This window comes from Enterococcus sp. DIV0170 (genome assembly GCF_051710765.1).
Taxonomy (GTDB): domain Bacteria; phylum Bacillota; class Bacilli; order Lactobacillales; family Enterococcaceae; genus Enterococcus_A; species Enterococcus_A raffinosus.
In genome coordinates, this window is record NZ_JBIOLG010000002.1 from 563,432 (window position 1) to 582,609 (window position 19,178).

Consider the following 19,178-nt stretch of genomic DNA (forward strand, 5'->3'; position numbering starts at 1 on the left):
GTTAGTTGACTAGACAGACAGTATGATTAATTCTTTACCAAGCGATTGTATGAACGGGTTCATTCAACAAACGTAGGCGTTCGTCGTCTAATTTGATCATTGTAATAGAGGCGCCTGCCATCTCAAGAGAGGTCATATAGTTGCCGACTTTGTAAAACGTAAGCTCAATCCCTTCTTCAGAGAGAATCTTCTTCGCATCATTGAACAGGATAAATAACTCCATCAATGGTGTAGCACCCATTCCGTTTACAAATAATCCATAGCTGTCGCCTGCCTGCCAGTTGAATTCTGCTTTTAGCTTGCTGATAATTTCCTTCGCAATATCATAAGAATCTTTGATTTTTTCCCGACGGTAGCCTGGTTCACCGTGGATTCCTACCCCGAACTCCATTTCATCGTCTGCTAGCACGAAACCTGGTTTACCAACCTCTGGAACAGTTGCACCAGATAAAGCAATTCCAACTGTTTTTATGTCTTTAACAAGCTCTTTTCCGTAGCTTGCTAGCTCGGATACTGATTTTCCTTCACGTGCCATACTGCCTATAATTTTATGAACCAAGACTGTTCCAGCAACGCCGCGACGTCCTTGAGTATACGTGCTATCTTCAACGGCGATATCATCATCAACCAAGACAGAATCTACCTCGATATCATCCATTTCAGCCAAATCTTTTGCCATATCAAAGTTCATGACATCGCCTGAATAATTCTTTACGATCATTAATGTGCCTTTTCCTTTATCTGTTGCCTTGATTGCTTCATGAATCTGATCTGGTGTTGGTGAGGTAAAGACTTGACCACAAACCGCCGCACTCAACATTCCATCTCCTACGAAGCCTGCATGAGAAGGCTCATGACCGCTTCCACCACCGCTGACTAATGCGACTTGATCATAATCGTCGCTTCTGGCAACAACTAAAGTTTCAGGAACCTGCTTGACATAATCTGGATACGCACCAACCAAACCACTGACCATTTCTTCCACGACATTTTTCGGATCATTGATTATTTTTTTCACTCGCTTTTCCTCCTTGGTTTAAGGTATTTCCTCTATAAAACGCCATCTTCTTTAAGCAATCCATAAACAAGTGTATCCTGCCATATAGGTTTTCCTTCTTCGGTTCTATTAAAGAAGATATTTTTTCTTAAATGTCCTTCTTTTTTAAATCCCAACTTTTCTAATAGTTTCCAGGAAGCTTGATTTTCCGGATGACACTCCGCAAATACACGATGTGCTCCTTGGTTGAAAACTTGATTGATTATCCCTAAACTCGCTTCGTAACCATAACCTTGGTGTTGATAGTCAGAATGAAAAACAAAACCAATCTCCCAGCTTCCTTCTAAGACTTCTTCAAGGTAAATATTCCCGATTACCTTGTTTTTTAAGCATACTGCCCAGAATTGATCCGATTCGCTATGACTTTTTGCGATTTCTATGCTTTGTTGCTTATTAATCGGTTCATAAGGTTCATATTTTACAACACGTGGATCTGACAGATACTCCAACAAATCACGCCAATCACTGGGCACAAATTTTCTAATGATCAGTCGTTGTGTTTTTATCGTTTTCTCCGTCCCTTTCATGAAAAATTGTTCAAAAAATAAACATGTTAGGGTAATAGAAAACCTCTATTACCCTCAATAATTACATTGGTAAAATCATAAACAATAATGCAGCTAAAATACCACCAATAATCGGACCAACAACAGGGACCCAAGAGTACCCCCAATCCGATTCGCCTTTATTTGGAATTGGCAGAAAGGCATGCGCAATCCGCGGACCTAAGTCTCGAGCTGGGTTGATAGCATATCCAGTTGTTCCACCTAAAGAAAGTCCAATAACCAAAATCAAAATACCAACAGCGATTGGATTCAATCCATCGCCAAATTTGCTCATGCCAAAAGCCAGTAAGGCAAATACCAGCATAAAGGTTCCGATAATTTCGCTAATTAAGTTGGCGCCTAAACTGCGAATGGCTGGTCCAGTTGAGAACACACCTAAAATAGTCGCTTGATCTTTCGTTTCTTTCCAGTGCGGATAGTAATGAATATATACTAACACTGCTCCGATAATTGCACCGACCATTTGCCCTAAGATATACGGAACAACCATTTCCCAGCCAATTTTTCCAGCAATGGCCATTCCAATCGTCACTGCGGGATTCAAATGGGCAAAGGACATATAGCCAGCCGCGTAAGCACCTATTGTAACTGCGGCCCCCCAGCCTAGAGTGATCGCAATCCATCCTGCACCTTCAGCTTTTGTTTTACGTAAACTTACACCAGCCACGACGCCATCACCTAATAAAACCAAAACCATTGTTCCAATAATTTCACCGATTACCTGCGTTGACATACTCGTGTCCATAAACTCATCCCCTTATTTTTTGTTCCTATAACAGCTGTACAACTATATTTTCTCTCTTAAATATCTGTCGCGTTGTACAGCTGATTTAGTTACTTATTTTTCTTTTGATTGATGTTTATATTGCATCGTTGCTTGAACGGCTTCTTGCCAGCCTTCGTAAAGGTCATCCGTTATCTCTTTATCCATCACTGGTTCATAGCGTTGACCTTCTGAAGCGAATTTTTTGATATCATCAATATCTTTCCAATAGCCGACAGCTAGACCTGCTAAATAGGCAACCCCTAAAGCGGTGGTTTCTAAGTAAGGCGCCCGTTCTACTGGAGTCTGTAAGATATCTGCTTGGAATTGCAGGAGTAGATCGTTTTTCGAAGCGCCCCCATCTACACGCAATAATTTAATGTCTGTACCAGAATCCTTATTCATTGTTTTTACAACATCTGCTGTTTGATATGCTAAAGATTCTAATGTGGCACGAATAAAATGCTCTTTTGTTGTTCCGCGAGTCAAACCAAAGATAGCCCCGCGAGCCTGTTGATCCCAATATGGTGCTCCAAGACCAGTAAAGGCAGGAACAACGTAAACATTTTCACTGCTGTCTACACGTTTCGCATAATCTTCTGATTGCGGTGCTTTTTGGAACATCCGCAACCCGTCACGCAGCCATTGAATGGCAGAACCAGCAACGAATACACTTCCTTCTAGCGCATAGGTTACCTTGCCATCAATCCCATATCCAATTGTCGTTAATAATCCGCTTTCAGAAAGGATTGGTTCTTCTCCAGTATTCATGACGATAAAGGCACCTGTTCCATAAGTATTCTTCACCATGCCTTTATCAAAGGCTAATTGTCCAACTAATGCTGCCTGTTGGTCCCCTGCCATACCAGCAATTGGAACTTTATTTCCATAGAAATGGTAATCTGCTGTGTAGCCATAAATTTCTGAATTGGATTTTACCTCTGGTAGAATTTCTTTTGGAATATCCAAAAGATCTAGAATTTCTTGATCCCATTTCAGATCATAAATGTTGTACATCATCGTGCGGCTAGCATTGGTATAGTCAGATACATGCACTTCTCCACCCGTTAATTTCCAGACAAGCCAAGTGTCGATTGTTCCGAATAACAGTTCTCCATTTTTTGCCCGCTCGCGAGATCCTTCGACATGGTCTAAGATCCATTTTACTTTTGTTGCTGAAAAATAAGAATCAATCAACAAGCCGGTTTTCTTTTGAATCATTTCTGAATGGCCTTGTTCCTTCAAGTCATCCGCAATATCACTCGTCTGTTTCGATTGCCACACGATGGCATTATAAATTGGATGGCCTGTTTCTTTCTCCCAAATGACCGTTGTTTCACGCTGGTTTGTGATCCCGATTCCTCCGATTTGATCGGGTTTCAACCCACCTTCAATTAGTGAACCTGCAATAACCGATTGGACCGAGTTCCAAATCTCATTTGCATCATGTTCTACCCAGCCAGGTTTTGGAAAATGCTGCGTAAACTCTTTCTGTGAAGAACTTACCTCTTTCCCTGCTTTGTCGAAAACGATTGCCCTGCTTGACGTTGTTCCTTGATCGATTGACATGATATAAGACTCCATGTTCCCACTCCTTTTTATATAATATTTAGTGCTTTTTTAAATCCGTTAATTGAGTTTCCTTGATTTGCTGCTCCAATTCTGCTTGGTAGGCCTCTTTTGTTGCCGATGACCATTCGAAATAGTCCGCCATAGCTTCAACAACAGCATCCTTGATTTCCATCAATCGATGACTGATGAACAGCATATAGTTTGTTCGACGCAATAAGTAATCGACCGGTGTCAGTGTCATCTCCGCTTCCATTGCATAACGCAAGGACATTGACTCTGCCAATGAAAGACCGTCAAAGGTTCCTTCATCCTTCAGTGCAAACACTTTTTCTGTATTTGACCCATAAAGCTCAGCCAAAAACTTAGCTTCTTCAGCATTCAAGCCGATACCCTCACCCTTTTTCGCAATTTTTTCCAGCTCTTCATCCACATTTTTCGGGTCGATTTCTCCACCTGAAACTGGATACTTTTCAGAATCAACTAATTGAAAAGCATCGTCCGCCAAAAGTGAAATAATTTTTTTCATTGCTCCAGTAGCCATCAATCGATAATCCGTCAACTTCCCGCCAGATAAAATCAATAGTCCATCTTTGGCGATGGTCAAGTCGCTGCCGCGAGAGACGGCTGAAGGATTGTCTTTTGGTTCTTCTTTGGCGGCATCTGTAATCGTTTTTTCTACTTCCGGACGAGACTGTTTTCCGTTAGTATAATCTTCCGCCGCTCGGATGATTTTTTCAAAATTCTCATCGCTGATTTTTTCCTTCACCGTTCCATTATAATCACCGCCAGCGTCACTAATTAAAGGCCGGAGTCCTGCCCACGACGCCTCGATATCTTCAATGGTTAAGTTTGCCTCAGGGTAGCGCCGATTGACAATTTTTAACAAATAATCGACATCTTCTTGCTCTACTGTTGGATGATTGAAATCGCCTTGGTAATCCGTATCTGTAGTTCCAAAATAAGTTTTGCTTTCTCTAGGAATTACAAAAACCATCCGACCATCATTTTCCCCTGTATCAAAATAAGTTGGTTGAGGCACTTTGAGTTTTTCACCGTCTACAACTAAATGCACACCCTTTGTTGGTCGCATATGCGGCTTATGATCAATTTCCTTATCTAACTGATTTACAAAATCTGACCACGGCCCAGCAGTATTGATTACTAGCTTACTGTTGATGGTGATGGCTTGATTGCTCAGTAGATCGTTCGCCTTCACACCAGAAACTTTTCCTTGTTCATCGTGGAGTATCTCTTCGACCTTTAATCGACTGACAGCAATTGCTCCATCCTCAACGGCACGTTTGATGTTCTCAATAACTAAGCGGGCATCATTATTCCTATAGTCTAAATAAACGCCGCCTCCTAATAAACCATTCGACTCGAGCTGTGGTTCTCTTTTTAAAATTTCTTCTTTACTTAACATATAGTTGGCATACTTGCCACCAGTGATTCCTGCTAAGTGATCATAAAGATCCATCGCTACTTTTATAGAAAACAAATTAAAGGTAGACCCCGGTTCATCATAGATTGGTAAAATCATTGGATCCGCTTTCGGAATATGCGGTGCCACTCCTTGAATAATTGCACGTTCGCTTACCGTATCCGCCACTACCTCGACATCAAAGGTTTTAAGATAACGCAATCCTCCGTGCACGAGTTTTGTCGAACGAGAAGATGTTCCTTCTGCAAAGTCCTGCATCTCTACTAATGCGACGGATAGTCCAGAAGCTGCTGCTTGTAAAGCAACACCTGCTCCAGTGATTCCGCCTCCTATGATTACCAGATCAAATGTTTGATCGCTTAAGTTTTGAATCATTTTCGATCGCTCTTGAAAAGAAAACATGAATTTACACCTCCAAATAAAATGAATTTATAGATGAACTCTGATGTCACCATCCCCTTCTAAAAAAGCGAAATGTTTTATATTTCAAACTTACAAAATCAGTGTATCATAACGAAAAACGCTTTCAAAAAATTTAGATTGTAAATTATTGCTCAATTAGACCGAAAGACTGTCTTATTTTGCTTACATTGATTTTTTCAAGATTATTCCCTCTTAGTTTTTATATGATAAACTATTTATATAGAGACAGAGGATACGAATGGAGGGATCATAGTATGAAGTTCTTTTCTTTGTTCAAAAAAATAATTATCTTTTTATTCATCTATTTCATTTATTTTGGTCTTTGCGTATGTATTTACAATCTTCATCAAATAAATTCTGTAGCTAAAGAAGCTGAAAAGGATGAGACCGAACCCTTAAAAGCCCTCTACGCAAAAAAAATTCAAAATGAATCAGTCTGTGTTACGGCAAAGCTTGATCAAGCTTTGGCATTGCGTTGTCAGCTCATAGATAGTGCACAGAGTACCTTATATATATCGCAATATGCGATTTCTGATGATGATAGTGGGCTAATCTTCGTAGGAAAACTTTTAGAGGCCGCAAAACGCGGTGTTAAAATCAAACTGCTTTTAAACGGGTTAGCCACTGAGATGAGTATCACCAGCAGAATCCCTTTTGAAATATTTCGTGATGAAAAAAATATTGAAGTAAAAACCATGGGTGGTTTAAATCTTTTAAAGCCTTGGGAAATCAATAATGTATTACACGATAAGCTAATTTTAGCGGATGATAATTATTTTCTATCCTCTGGAAAAAATATAGGCAATCGTTTCATGTTAAAATCCGAAGATTACGAAGCGACCTATGACTATGATCTAATTATTAAAAAGGATGGTCCTTCATCAAAAAATTCGTTGATTGCTCAAGGAAGAAAATACTTCAACAAGCTTTGGACTTCTCGCTATAACTATGATCGTTCTCATTCGTCACGTCCTTTTACTGGAAGAGCCTTGAACAACCTGACAAATGAAATTAGAAAGGCGAACAATCGTCACGAAAAAATATTGCGACAAGAAATTCTTTCAACCTTGGATTTTCATAGGATCAACGCAGGGTTGTTACTTCATAATCCTGTCGGCACATTAGTCAAAAAACCGTTGCTCTGGAAGCAGCTTGTTCGTTATGTAGAAGAATCTGAGAAAGCGACCATTCAAAGCCCGTATGTAATCATTTCTGATAAAATGAAGCAGTTCGGAAAGAAACCGCTTCCTAAAGATTTGACCTTGATTACCAATTCTGCAGCGACCTCACCTAATTTATTTGCTTATGCTGGTTATTTACATCAGAAGGAGCAGTTAAATAAGCAGATGGACATTTGGGAATATCAGGGCGATGGTTCTCTTCATCATAAAGCTGTTTTGCTGAATCAGACGATTGGTGCTGTGGGTTCATTCAATCTAGACTCTCGTTCCGCTTTTTTAAGCAGTGAGAATATGATCTTTATTGATAGCCCAGGTTTTCATGACCAGTTAAAAAAAATTATGCAGGAATATCAATCAGAAAGTTTACAGGTCAAAAATTTAACCACTTATAAAAAAAGTGAACTTAAACATCGTATCGTCCATCCAACGAAACAAAAGCTCTTGGATCTGATTAGTAAAATTATAAAACCCTTAGACTTTCTTTTGTGATAAAGTCCCTTACTATTTATGAGCTATCATCCATTTTTTCTTATGACTAAATATGAATACCATTCAAGGAGGCAATCGTGAGAATTCTAATTATCGAAGACAATGAACAAATCGTCAAAGTGTTGAGCCGTTTTTTAAGCGAAGAAGGATATGAAATCTTCGTCGTATATGATGGGAAAGATGCTCTCCCCTATTTCGACAGTCATGCTATTGATTTTATTCTTTTAGATATTATGCTGCCACATGTGAACGGGTTTGAAATTTGTCAGCAGATTCGCAAGAAATCAACCGTCCCTATCATCATGATCACCGCAAAATCAGAGGATGCAGATCGTATCTTAGGTTTAGAAATTGGCGCAGATGATTATATTATTAAGCCCTTTTCTGCAAAAGAAGTTCTTTATCGAATCAAAGCGATTATGCGACGAATCGATTTTGAAAAAGGAATAGTAGAAAAACAAATTCTCTTAGGCTCAATGCGTTTACTAATAGAAAGCCGACAGGCATTGATTCATGATAACGAAATTAAGCTGACCAAAAAAGAATTTGAGTTGCTTCTCCTTTTCGCAAAATATCCCCATAAAGTTTTTACCCGTGATAATTTATTAGATACCGTTTGGGGGTATGACTATTACGGGGATAGTCGCACCGTCGACAGTCATATTAAACGACTTCGTGCAAAATTGAAAAAAGCGGGTGTTGAGGATTGTCAAATTGAAACTGTTTGGGGTGAAGGCTATCGAATTGAGGTTTCCTCATGAAGAAGATTACCGTTCGACTAATTAAACAATTTGCAGCGTTGCTATTGGTTTTTGCGCTTATGATTGCCTTCTTTTTTGGCATTCTTTTCGCAAAGCAAACCGAAGATATGCATCAGGAGGAAATGACTCACCGCAGCGAACTGATCAGCGAGACGCTCTCAGGCTACTTTCAATCTACCACTCATCAAAGTCAAGGAGAGGGCAATGGACAAGGAGCTGGCATGGGCGGCTATGGTGCGTTCTTGAGATTTCTTAATCAAATTGCCGGGGAAGATGTATGGGTAGTTGATACGAATATGAACACAATTATTTCCTATCACCATGAAGATTCCACTAATCAAACCACGCCTCCAACTGAAGCGAAATCGCTAGTACGTGCTGCTTTTAATCAAAAAAAAATGCAGGTTTCAAAAAAGAGAAAGCTTTTTCAGTTACAGGAATTAACGATTGCGACCCCTATTCTATCTGGTGGTTCTGTCCAAGGGATTGTTCTAATGCACTCGCAGGTTGATGCCATTCACAAGAATCAAATTTCTGGATATTTGATCTTGCTTTTAAGTTTGCTTGGATCTGTTATTGTTGCAATTTTCCTAGCATGGCGTCTGTCTAAGCGCTTTGTCAAGCCGATTGAATCTATGCGGGTTTATACTGATAAGCTAGCAAATGAAAATTATGGGGAATCCTTGTCAATTCAATCAAAAGATGAATTGCAAGAACTTGCTGATCAACTGACTTTGTTAAGCCGAAGATTAGCAGAAGCCAAATCGGCACGTGATCGTAAAGAACAATCTGAAAAAGACTTTCTTTCTCAAATTTCTCATGAGCTGCGCACACCTGTAATGGTGATAAAAAGTTCTCTAGAAGCAATTAACGACGGATACTTAAGCACGAACGAGAAGCAAGAATATCTAGCGCAGCTACTAAAGGAAAGCGCCAATTTAGAACGACTCGTAACTGACTTGTTGGAATTAAGCCGATTACAATCAACAGAATTTCAAATTCAAAAGGAAGCGGTTAATCCTTTAGACTGCCTTGATGACGCTTTGAGAAGCTATCGATTGGCCTTTAAGGAAAAAGGACAAGTGATAAAGAAAACGAATCAGATAGATCAACCTTGTTTGATACTTGGTGATTATATGCGTATTACTCAGGTAATCAAGATTCTTTTGGATAACGCAACTAAGTATTCTCCTTCAAACTCATTGATCGAAGTTTCCGTTTTAAATAAGGATTCTCAAATAACCTTGACCTTCTCTAATGAACTTATCACACCACTAGAAAACACAGATCAGCTATTTGATTCATTTCATCGGCAGCCACAAAACTATCAGCATGGAACGGGGCTTGGTCTCGCAATTGCCAAGCAAGTGATTAGACGACATGAGGGACAAATTACTGCTGAGTCTAATTCGCAACAGTTTACAATAAAAATTGTTCTACCTTCTTATTAATTGCCATACTTTTGACACATTTTCCTTCCATACTATAGTCGAAAGGAGGAGATCACTCATGATCAAAATTAATAAAAAGGTTCTTACAGCTTTTCTTTTTGTAGGTCTAATCGGTTTAACTAGTATAGAGGCCGATGGAGCTGCTACTTCTAGACAAGGGATCCAAGAGCTGCGATATTGTACGATTAACAACATTTATAAAGCGCCTCAGGTTGATTGTCCCCTACGTCAAGATCGTATTCTTAATCAATTAAATCAAGATACTGCCGCTACTAATCAGACAGCAGCTCGACCTCAGGACGGCTCTGGTGCGCGTCTCGGTAACGGAAAGCAGGATGGTACAGGATTAGGGAGAGCAGATGGGCCAAGAGTCCCAGATTGTCCTTACTATGAAGAAAAGCAAATACAGACAACTCCCGACTCAAGCACCACTCCAGCATCAGAAACGACAAATTATGGTGTTCAGCCTCAGGATGGTACGGGAAACCAATATGGACAACAAAACACGGTTGTAAATAATACTCAGCAGAGCACTGGAACGAATTATACAGGTAATGCATCTAGTGTTCAGCAACAAGCAAATGAGAGTACGCTCGCTCAAGCTCAGCCGAGTACTTCACCCTCACAAGCAAGTGATCAACCAAACAACTCAGGGCAAGCAGGTTCCCACCATGGGTTGCGTGATGGCTCAGGCTCTGGTGGACAACGCGGAAGAAACGCAGGACATTGCTATTAAAAAACGAGTAAAATCCGACCAACTACACCTATGCATAGTTGGTCGGATTTTTATTGATGAGCTGTTTTTAATGATCCTTTCGTGCCCGCAGAGCAGATAAAATGGAAACAGTATCAATAACTTCCTGCAATGCTGCACCAAGTAATGCGGGTATTACACCTGTGCTTGCAATCAGCATTAATACCACACAAATCACGATACCGATCAACACAGATTGACGAGCAATTCGCATCGTATCTTGTGAGAGTCTAACAGCTTCAGAGACACGAGTTAAATCATCTTTTAAGATTACTGCGTCGGCACTTTCACTAGCAGCAGTCGAACCATGTGCCCCCATCGCAATTCCAATATCAGCGATCGCTAACGCTGGCGCATCATTGACGCCGTCACCTACCATGATACTTGGTCGTTCAGCTTCACTTAACGTTCTTAATACATTGATTTTCTCTTCTGGCAAACATTCCGCATGAACTTCAGAAATGCCAACCTCGCTAGCTATCTTATTTGCAATTGATTGATGATCCCCAGTTAGCATAATGGTTTTCTCAATACCTAATCTGTTCAATGAGGTGATCGTTTCAGCAGATTCTTCACGCACAATATCAGTGAAGGTGATGTATCCCGCATAGATATTATTTATAGAAACATAAACTGCCGTTTGTTCATTGCTTAATTCTACAGGTGCGGCTGCGAACACAGCTTTTCCTACACGAAGTTCTTTTCCGTTAACTTTAGCTTGGATTCCCTGACCAGTTACTTCTTCCAAATTTGTTACTGGAAATAAAGACAGATGGTTTTCTTTTGCATAGGCAACTAACGATCTAGCTAAGATATGACTAGAGTCTTGTTCGCCACTCGCGGCATAGATCATCAATTCTTCTGGAGAAACCTCGGCTGTGACTACTTTGATTTTTTCTACAGATAATCTACCTTCTGTTAGTGTACCCGTTTTATCAAACGCAATACTTTTTGCTCGTGCCAGTTTTTCAATGGTCGTTCCTGTTTTCACGACAATCCCATTTCGACTTGAACGACTCATACCCGCTACTAATGCTACCGGTGCAGCTAAAATCAATGGACATGGAGAAGCAACGACCAAGACTTCTGCAAAACGAACAGGGTCTTTTGATACAAACCAAGCAACTCCGCCAATAACATAGGCAATAATTGTGAAAGGAACAGCATAACGATCCGCTAAGCGAACAAAATGAGCTGGTTTTGCCTCAGATTCTTTGACTAGTTTTACCAGTGTCTGATATTGGCTGTCCTTCGCTGCCTTTGTTACTTTAAAGCGCAACGCAGCATCCCCATTAATAGAGCCTGACATTAACTCGTCGTTGATTTTCTTCTCTATTGGCTTGGATTCGCCTGTTAATGAAGATTCATCAACAAAAGATTCTCCTGAAAGCACACGACCATCAACTGGAACCACTTCCCCTGGTTTGACTAAGATGATGTCCCCTACTTGCACTTCTTCAACAGATAAATCATTTATACTCTCTCCATCGATTCGATGAGCTGTTTGAGGAGAATTATCCAAAAGAGAACGTAATTCCCGACTAGCCTGGTGACTAGCATAATCCTCTAAACTATCTCCGCCAGTCAACATGATCAAAACCATTAAGCTGGCCCAATATTCACCCACTAGTAACGTAGCAACAATGGCAGTGATCGCCAAAATATCCACTCCATATTTTCCAGAGCGAAGCGTTTCGATCATTCCAATCAGCATAGAAATGGTCATTACACCACCAACAATCGCAATTAACCAAAAAGCCAGCTGATTTTGATGAAAACCAAATTCTAAAATTAATGCTACAATCCCGATCATTACAGTTAACAAAAATTTCTTTACATTACTCATACGAACGCCTCCATTTATCTTCAATATGAGAATAGCACTTGGAGATCCTAATTGAAAACAGAAACGCCTAAATGAGAAAGATAATCATTAACATCGTTGATCTATTGCAATCAATCAATAATAATTATAATTAAGCGCTTTAAATTATTGACTTGTATAGTTCATTATTCGGTAACAAACCCACGGTGTCGTCTGATAAATGTCAACAAGTTCTAGACCTAAATCGTTTAGGTAAGCTCGAAGATGCTCCTCTTCTACTAAATTTGGCAGAAAATAGTTTACTTTTGTTTGCTCACAAGCAATCCATAGTTCTCCTTCTTGTGCTAAGATTCTTTTTATTTCAGAAAAGGATTGATCCAATTTTTCCCAATGAAAATGCGTTTGGAAAGCAAATACCAATTCAAAAAAATTTGTTGGAAGATCAGTCTCTTCAATTTTTTCTTGTTTAATGATTACATCATCCCTATTTCTTTTTCGGGCTTCTTTTACAGCAGTGCTCGAACAATCAATCCCATAAATCGTACTAGTTGGAAAATGTTTGCGAATGAGATTTGTTGAGGCTCCATTCCCGATTCCAATATCTAATACAGTTTTTGGGGGATAAACCGTTATATACTTAAATGTCCATTTGACCATGGGCAAATACGCCCGATTCCATATGTTCATCATCCACATACCCAAAATACCAGTAGGATTCTTCGACTGTTCTATCAAGCGTTTGAAGATTAAAAATAAGACGATTGCTACGATTAATAAACTAAAAAAAATAAACAATTGTTGCACCTCCATTTATTCTAGTCTACTAAAACTTGAGACACTTAGATAGTCTATTCAAATCCGCTGTTTCTTTTCTAATAAAAGTGATTTTTGTCCGGAAATTCCATTATAAAAAGCCCTTGCATAGCAAGGACTTCGTGAAAAGTATTTTCTATTCTTCATCGTCTGTGCGATGATCACGGAGACGATACCCTACTCCAATCTCAGTAATTAAGTATTCTGGCTTAAGTGTATCCGTCTCAATTTTTTTTCTGATATTAGACATATTTACTCGTAAAGTTTGAGAATCATTGCTATAAGGTCCCCAAACTTCGGTCATCAGTGTTTGATAGGTGACGACTTTGCCTAATTCACGAAACATCAAAGCAAGTATGCGATACTCATTTTTCGTTAAGTGAATCTCCCTTCCATCCTTGTACACCAATTGTTTATCAAAATCAATTTTCAATGCATTATTCTCCACTACGGATAAAGTTTCTGGATGAACATTTTGATGACGAAGGGCTGTCCGAATTCGAGCCAGCAACTCGTTCGTTCCAAAGGGCTTTGTGACATAATCATCGGCCCCTAAATCCAACGCTGTTACTTTTTCTTCTTCATTATTTCTAGCAGAGATAATGAGAATTGGCAGGTGCATGCGTTTGCGTAGAATTTTCAATAAATCAATACCATCAATATCAGGTAGTCCTAAATCTAGTAGTACCAGATCAATCGTTGTAGTTTGGAAAGCAGTTAAAGCCTCCATGCCTGTTCGCGCGATTGTCAATTGATACCGTTCTTGACCTAAAACAACTTCCATAAAATCCGTGATATTTGGATCATCTTCAATTAATAATATGGATTGCTTCATTTACTTTCCCTCACTTCAAATAAATTCTTACAAGTGTTCGTCCTTCACCAACGGTCATTTCCATTCTTCCGTTGTGGGCGTGGATTATTGTTTTAACAATACTCAAACCGATACCTAAACCATTTTTTGAATCCACAGGAACTTCATTCGCACTAGATAGATTGGACTGAATTCGTTGAAATTGCTTCATCGGTATTTCACCATAATTTTCTATTTCGAAAACAGTGCCATCCTGCTCATGGTGAACTGTCAGCTTAACGGGGTGATTTTTTTCCCCATGACGGAAGGCATTCTCTACTAAATTAAACAATGCTTGTTCAATCAAAATAGGATCAGCTTGAATGAATACCACCTCTTGTGGCAATTGAATAGTCACTTCTCCCTCTGGATAGACTTTCTTCAAATGCTTGTACACCGCTTCAATAATTTCTTCGACAGGTTCGGCTGTTTTTGTCACCTTCATAGTATCCATATTGATTCGAGTGATGGAAAGAAGATTTTCTACCATTCGAATTAACCATTGTGATTCATCCTGAATATCCTTCAATAATTTCTGACGTGTTTCTTCTTTTAAGTCTTCAGCAGCACCTAAGGTTTCGGCAATTCCTGAGATGACTGTTAAAGGTGTCCTTAAATCATGAGACACTGCTCGTAAGAGATTGCTGCGAACCTTTTCTCGTTCATTTTCTCGTTCAACTTTTTCTTTTTCTTCTTTCAGTTCGGTTTGTTCTAAAATAACCGCAATCTGAGTCAATACAAGCTTTAAATAATTGAGCTGATCATTTTCTAGTTCCAGATTAGCCCGTCGTTCAATTCCTAATACTGCCAATGTTTTTCCACTAGCGACGATCGGTAGGTAAAATCCTTTAGCGCCTACCAGAGTATCTGTCCCATTTCCTGCTTCTTTTTGGTTTTTTGCCGACCAAAAAGCGACAGCCGCTTCGTCTTTTTTATTTAATACAGAGGCTTTATCAGTTACGCAATGAACACATTCAACTGTTCCCTTTCGATCAAAAATAATGACTTCTCGTTCTAGCAATCTTGACAAATAGGTAGCTGAGATATCGAGAATCTGTTTGCGGCTTTCTGCTAAAATATATTGTTTGTTCAATTCATAGAGAATTTCCATCTGATGTTCTTTCTCCATGGAACTATCTGCTTGCTTCTTCAAGCGAACCATCAGATTACTGATCATCAGCGCTACCACTAGCATGATCAGTAACGTAATAGGATAGCCTTGTTTGTATACGGTTAATGAATATAATGGCTCAACAAAAAACCAGTTAAAGGATAGAACACTTAATATGGAAGAAAGAGCGCTCCAAAAATAGCCAGAGGTCGTTCGGGCAACTAATAAAATAAAAAAGATATACATCAGCATCAAGTTTTGATCACCAACATGAATGTATTGCATCAGTTCTGTGATGATTGTGGCGAGAAATACGCCGCCAACCGCAATGGCTAAATCTTTTCCGCCTCCTTCGATTACTTTTCGCGTCTTGAAGAACAAGGATTGCTTCTCTTCGCTGAATGGAATCAGGTGGAGCTCGGTATCATTTAATCGTTTTAACAATCGATCATCAAATGCTTCAACGAATATTTTTTCATACCACGGCTGACGAAGATTTTTCCCCATGATGATGTCAGTAACACCAGTCATTTTGGCAAATTCCACAATGGTTTCAAAGCTGTCATCCTCCTCAATACTGATCACCTCGGCACCTAACTTTTCGGCTAAAGGAATATTCGTTGGCGTATTTTCCTGCGTACGAATTTGAATGACTGTCCACTCAGCCCCTAAACCTTGAGCCAACCTGGCAGTCCAGCGTATGCACTTTTCAGTCATTTTAGGAAAGGTGTCATTCACGACTGCCAACAGTTTACTTTGAATACCGATTGTTTTCCCACTTATTCGATTGATATGGTCTGAAGCTCGTTGAATCGCCAATCCCCGAAGCTGATCGAGCTTTTGTGGGATAAAGAAATTCTGTAACGCTCGTCTTGCATTCTCATTCGCATAGATTTTTCCCTGTTCCAATCGCTCGATCAGTTCATCTGGCTCAACGTCAATGACCTTAATCGTTGCTTGTTGTAAAAAGGTATCGGGAACTGTCTCTTTGACTTCGATACCTGTCACTTCTTCAACAATGTCATTCAAGCTTTCAATATGTTGAACATTGACAGTGGTAAACACGTTGATTCCAGCCTTCAATAATTCATCTACATCCTGGTACCTTTTTCGATTTCGAGAACCTTCGGCATTCGTGTGGGCCAACTCATCGATCAAAACTATCTCTGGTCTTTGTTTGATGATTTGATCAATATCTGGCTCTGTTAAAATCATTTGTTTGTAGGCGATCTTTTTGGGAAGAATTTGAGGTAAGCCTTCTAGCAAGCGATTGGTATCCGGACGATCATGCGGTTCAATGTAACCAATCACTACATTTTTTCCCATTAACTGCAATTCATGAGCTTCTGCCAGCATTCCGTATGTTTTTCCGACCCCCGCTGCAAAACCAAAAAACACTCGGAGCCTGCCACGTCGACCATCACCTAATTGTTTCTCTTCTTTGTTTTCCATCACCACACCCCCTTTTTTATACACAATAATTCTCTAGCTGCTAAAAACAGCTAGAGAATTCTCACTGATTATGCTTCTAGTTTATCTAATGCGAGGTTCAACTGCAAAACATTCACATAACTTCGATCAGAAAACCAATCTTTTTGACGATGATCATCAATTAATTCATAAATTTTTTCTTGAGAAAGCCCACGCTCTTCAGAAATTCTAGCGACTTGAAATTTGGCCGCGGCTAAACTTATATCTGGATCAACACCGCTCGCAGAGGCAGTAACGAGGTCATTAGGTACTTCTTTTTCTGATGGATTCTTTGCCAATTCAGCCTCGGTTCGCCGTTCAACCAATTGCTTTTGTTCGCTTGAAACAGGTGAAAGCTGGCTAATTTTTTCACTTCGTCCTGAGAAATATTTCTTCTGTTTGAATTCTTGACCAATCAATGATGAGCCGACGACACGTTTTTCTACCTTGACCTGACTCCCATTAGCTTGATTTGAAAAGAATAGCTGCCCTACACCAGTAACAGCAACAGTATAGACACCGCCAAAAATAATTAAACTTAAAATCAAAAAACGCAAAATACCAAATAGGCTTTTTTTCACGTTTATCTCCTCCTCATTTCTATACATTTAGATTCTACAAAATGATTAATGAAAGAACCATGTCGATTAATTTAATGAAAATAAAGGGAGCGATGATCCCTCCCAGGCCATAAATCAATAAATTATGACGCAAAATTTGACTAGCAGGTTTTTCTTGATAGTTCACTCCTTTTAATGCTAGCGGAATCAAAGCAACGATAACTACCGCATTGTAAATAACAGCCGATAAGATTGCTGTAAGCGGGCTGCCTAATCCCATGAGATTCAGACGATCTAGTTGTGGATAGATACTATAGAATAAAACAGGTATTACTGCGAAATATTTAGCGATATCATTGGCGATACTGAAGGTGGTTAATGCTCCTCTAGTCATTAATAGCTGTTTGCCGATTTGGACAACCTGCAGCAATTTAGTAGGACTCGAATCTAAATCAATCATGTTCCCAGCTTCTTTTGCGGCTTGGGTACCAGTATTCATTGCCATTGCCACATCTGCCTGTGCTAAAGCTGGCGCATCATTTGTACCATCCCCTGTCATTGCGACGAGGTGGCCTTTTTCTTGATACTCACGAATCAAGTCCATTTTATTTTCAGGTGTAGCTTCCGCTAAAAAATCATCCACCCCCGCTTCGGCTGCGATGGCCGCTGCGGTTAATGGATTGTCCCCGGTGATCATGATCGTTTTGATACCCATTTTTCGCATATCAGCAAACTTTTCTTTCACCCCGTTTTTCACGATATCCTTCAAATAGACAACCCCTAAAACACGATTATTTTTAACTACTACTAAGGGTGTCCCACCTGCGCGGGCAATTTTGTCGACAAGGTCATCACATTCAGGAGGGTAACTTTCTCCTTTTGATTGTACATATTTCTTCATCGTGTCTGCTGCGCCTTTACGAATTTCATCTCCACGATAATCAATTCCGCTCATTCGCGTCTTCGCACTAAAGTCGATAAACTTCACTTCTGATTGTTGAAACGCTCTTTCGCGTAAATTGAAGCGTTCCTTTGCGAGAATGACAATACTTCTGCCTTCTGCTGTCTCATCTGCTAGTGAGGACAATTGAGCCGCATCAGCAAGCTGTTCTTCACTGACCCCATTCACCGGTAAAAATTCACTCGCTCGGCGATTCCCCAAAGTGATGGTTCCTGTTTTATCCAGTAGGAGAACATCGACATCTCCAGCCGCCTCAATCGCACGACCGCTCATAGCGATCACATTTTCTTTCGTTAAACGACTCATACCAGCAATTCCGATTGATGAGATCAACGCACCAATCGTTGTTGGCGCCAAACAGATCAACAAAGCTATCACAATAATCATTGAGAGAGCTTCCCCTTTTCCTGAAAGCTGACTACTGAAATCTGTAAATGGAACTAGGGTTATTGAGACCGTTAAAAAGATAATCGTTAAGGTTATCAAGAAAATCTGCAACCCAGTCTCGTTCGGTGTTTTTTTTCGTTGTGTTCCTTCAACCATCGCAATCATTTTGTCTAAGAAAGATTGGCCATTTTCCGAAGTTACACGAATCACTAAATAGTCCGATACAACCGTGGTACCACCAGTGACGGCACTACGGTCACCACCAGACTCTCGAATAACCGGTGCAGATTCTCCAGTAATTGCACTCTCATCAACGGAAGCAGCCCCCTCAATGACATCTCCGTCAGCAGGAATCTGTTCTCCTGATCGGACATAGACCAAGTCTCCGCGTTTCAAATCTGATGAACGCAATTCTATAAAGTTCTCTTCTCTGATATCCTCCAGACTGTTTATTTTATAGGTCATAACTTCTTTTTTTGCTTGCTTCAAGCTATCTGCCTGCGCTTTTCCTCGTCCTTCTGCAACAGCCTCTGCAAAATTCGCAAAGAGTAAGGTCAGCCAAAGAAAAATAGTGACAGCGATACTGAACCATATTGGAACTCCAGTTGGATAAAAACATAAGAGCGTTGTGAGAATTGCCCCCAAGTAAACAACAAACATAACTGGATTTTTGATCTGCTGGCGAGGATCTAATTTTTTAAAAGATTGTCCTGCTGCCCATTGATAGATTTTCTTCATTT

General features: G+C 39.9%; 15 protein-coding genes. 4 read left to right on the top strand and 11 right to left on the bottom strand.

The genetic code is table 11. From position 1 onward, the window contains the following. Positions 1–34: 34 nt before the first annotated feature. The 5 genes from dhaK to glpO form a co-directional block, all read right to left on the bottom strand. Positions 35–1,018: a dihydroxyacetone kinase subunit DhaK gene (dhaK, locus tag IGI50_RS18360; protein WP_438778033.1), complete on the bottom strand. Its 984-nt coding sequence runs from the start codon at positions 1,016–1,018 to the stop codon at positions 35–37. Positions 1,019–1,050: 32 nt separating this feature from the next. Next, positions 1,051–1,584, bottom strand: a complete 534-nt coding sequence (locus IGI50_RS18365; RefSeq protein ID WP_070509439.1) for a GNAT family N-acetyltransferase — start codon at positions 1,582–1,584, stop codon at positions 1,051–1,053. Positions 1,585–1,645: 61 nt separating this feature from the next. After that, complete coding sequence (locus IGI50_RS18370; protein WP_010743427.1) at positions 1,646–2,368, bottom strand: MIP/aquaporin family protein; 723 nt, start codon at positions 2,366–2,368, stop codon at positions 1,646–1,648. 93 nt (positions 2,369–2,461) lie between these two features. Then, the gene (glpK, locus tag IGI50_RS18375; RefSeq protein ID WP_438778034.1) at positions 2,462–3,970 is read right to left on the bottom strand and encodes a glycerol kinase GlpK; all 1,509 of its coding nucleotides are present in this window, start codon (positions 3,968–3,970) and stop codon (positions 2,462–2,464) included. A 25-nt stretch (positions 3,971–3,995) separates the two neighbouring features. Further along, positions 3,996–5,801 (bottom strand): type 1 glycerol-3-phosphate oxidase, encoded by a 1,806-nt coding sequence (gene glpO, locus IGI50_RS18380; protein WP_438778035.1) that lies wholly within the window; start codon positions 5,799–5,801, stop codon positions 3,996–3,998. A gap of 275 nt (positions 5,802–6,076) precedes the next feature. Between glpO and IGI50_RS18385 the strand changes: the two genes are divergently transcribed. The 4 genes from IGI50_RS18385 (at position 6,077) to IGI50_RS18400 (ending at position 10,440) form a co-directional block, all read left to right on the top strand. Beyond that, positions 6,077–7,492 carry a phospholipase D-like domain-containing protein gene (locus IGI50_RS18385; protein ID WP_438778036.1) on the top strand — a complete coding sequence of 472 codons (1,416 nt, stop codon included), beginning with the start codon at positions 6,077–6,079 and terminating at the stop codon, positions 7,490–7,492. A 77-nt stretch (positions 7,493–7,569) separates the two neighbouring features. Further along, entirely contained in the window at positions 7,570–8,253 is a 684-nt protein-coding gene (locus IGI50_RS18390; RefSeq protein ID WP_438778037.1) for a response regulator transcription factor, read from the top strand. After that, positions 8,250–9,704, top strand: coding sequence for a sensor histidine kinase (locus IGI50_RS18395; RefSeq protein ID WP_070509445.1), 1,455 nt, complete (start codon positions 8,250–8,252; stop codon positions 9,702–9,704). The genes IGI50_RS18390 and IGI50_RS18395 overlap by 4 nt, the downstream gene beginning before the upstream one ends. A gap of 58 nt (positions 9,705–9,762) precedes the next feature. Next, complete coding sequence (locus IGI50_RS18400) at positions 9,763–10,440, top strand: hypothetical protein (RefSeq protein WP_438778038.1); 678 nt, start codon at positions 9,763–9,765, stop codon at positions 10,438–10,440. A gap of 67 nt (positions 10,441–10,507) precedes the next feature. On the opposite strand, the gene IGI50_RS18405 is transcribed toward IGI50_RS18400, so the two are convergent. The 6 genes from IGI50_RS18405 to kdpB all read right to left on the bottom strand — a co-directional run bounded on the left by IGI50_RS18405 (position 10,508) and on the right by kdpB (position 19,176). Further along, positions 10,508–12,304: a heavy metal translocating P-type ATPase gene (locus tag IGI50_RS18405; RefSeq protein WP_438778039.1), complete on the bottom strand. Its 1,797-nt coding sequence runs from the start codon at positions 12,302–12,304 to the stop codon at positions 10,508–10,510. A gap of 144 nt (positions 12,305–12,448) precedes the next feature. Beyond that, positions 12,449–13,078 carry a class I SAM-dependent methyltransferase gene (locus IGI50_RS18410; RefSeq protein WP_438778040.1) on the bottom strand — a complete coding sequence of 210 codons (630 nt, stop codon included), beginning with the start codon at positions 13,076–13,078 and terminating at the stop codon, positions 12,449–12,451. Positions 13,079–13,232: 154 nt separating this feature from the next. Then, positions 13,233–13,931, bottom strand: a complete 699-nt coding sequence (locus IGI50_RS18415) for a response regulator transcription factor (RefSeq protein WP_010743421.1) — start codon at positions 13,929–13,931, stop codon at positions 13,233–13,235. A gap of 10 nt (positions 13,932–13,941) precedes the next feature. Further along, positions 13,942–16,512, bottom strand: coding sequence for a DUF4118 domain-containing protein (locus IGI50_RS18420; RefSeq protein WP_438778041.1), 2,571 nt, complete (start codon positions 16,510–16,512; stop codon positions 13,942–13,944). 68 nt (positions 16,513–16,580) lie between these two features. Then, entirely contained in the window at positions 16,581–17,111 is a 531-nt protein-coding gene (locus IGI50_RS18425; protein WP_438778042.1) for a potassium-transporting ATPase subunit C, read from the bottom strand. Between the two features lie 34 nt (positions 17,112–17,145). After that, positions 17,146–19,176, bottom strand: a complete 2,031-nt coding sequence (gene kdpB, locus IGI50_RS18430) for a potassium-transporting ATPase subunit KdpB (protein WP_438778043.1) — start codon at positions 19,174–19,176, stop codon at positions 17,146–17,148. Between the last annotated feature and the right edge of the window lie 2 nt (positions 19,177–19,178).

What these genes read in the sequence shown, in the direction of transcription:
- IGI50_RS18395 (WP_070509445.1), top strand. Translation starts at nt 8,250, where the DNA reads ATGAAGAAGATTACCGTTCGACTAATTAAACAATTTGCAGCGTTGCTA.
- kdpB (WP_438778043.1), bottom strand. Translation starts at nt 19,176, where the DNA reads ATGAAGAAAATCTATCAATGGGCAGCAGGACAATCTTTTAAAAAATTA.
- IGI50_RS18370 (WP_010743427.1), bottom strand. Translation starts at nt 2,368, where the DNA reads ATGGACACGAGTATGTCAACGCAGGTAATCGGTGAAATTATTGGAACA.
- IGI50_RS18405 (WP_438778039.1), bottom strand. Translation starts at nt 12,304, where the DNA reads ATGAGTAATGTAAAGAAATTTTTGTTAACTGTAATGATCGGGATTGTA.
- glpK (WP_438778034.1), bottom strand. Translation starts at nt 3,970, where the DNA reads ATGGAGTCTTATATCATGTCAATCGATCAAGGAACAACGTCAAGCAGG.
- IGI50_RS18385 (WP_438778036.1), top strand. Translation starts at nt 6,077, where the DNA reads ATGAAGTTCTTTTCTTTGTTCAAAAAAATAATTATCTTTTTATTCATC.
- glpO (WP_438778035.1), bottom strand. Translation starts at nt 5,801, where the DNA reads ATGTTTTCTTTTCAAGAGCGATCGAAAATGATTCAAAACTTAAGCGAT.
- IGI50_RS18400 (WP_438778038.1), top strand. Translation starts at nt 9,763, where the DNA reads ATGATCAAAATTAATAAAAAGGTTCTTACAGCTTTTCTTTTTGTAGGT.
- IGI50_RS18365 (WP_070509439.1), bottom strand. Translation starts at nt 1,584, where the DNA reads ATGAAAGGGACGGAGAAAACGATAAAAACACAACGACTGATCATTAGA.
- IGI50_RS18415 (WP_010743421.1), bottom strand. Translation starts at nt 13,931, where the DNA reads ATGAAGCAATCCATATTATTAATTGAAGATGATCCAAATATCACGGAT.
- IGI50_RS18420 (WP_438778041.1), bottom strand. Translation starts at nt 16,512, where the DNA reads ATGGAAAACAAAGAAGAGAAACAATTAGGTGATGGTCGACGTGGCAGG.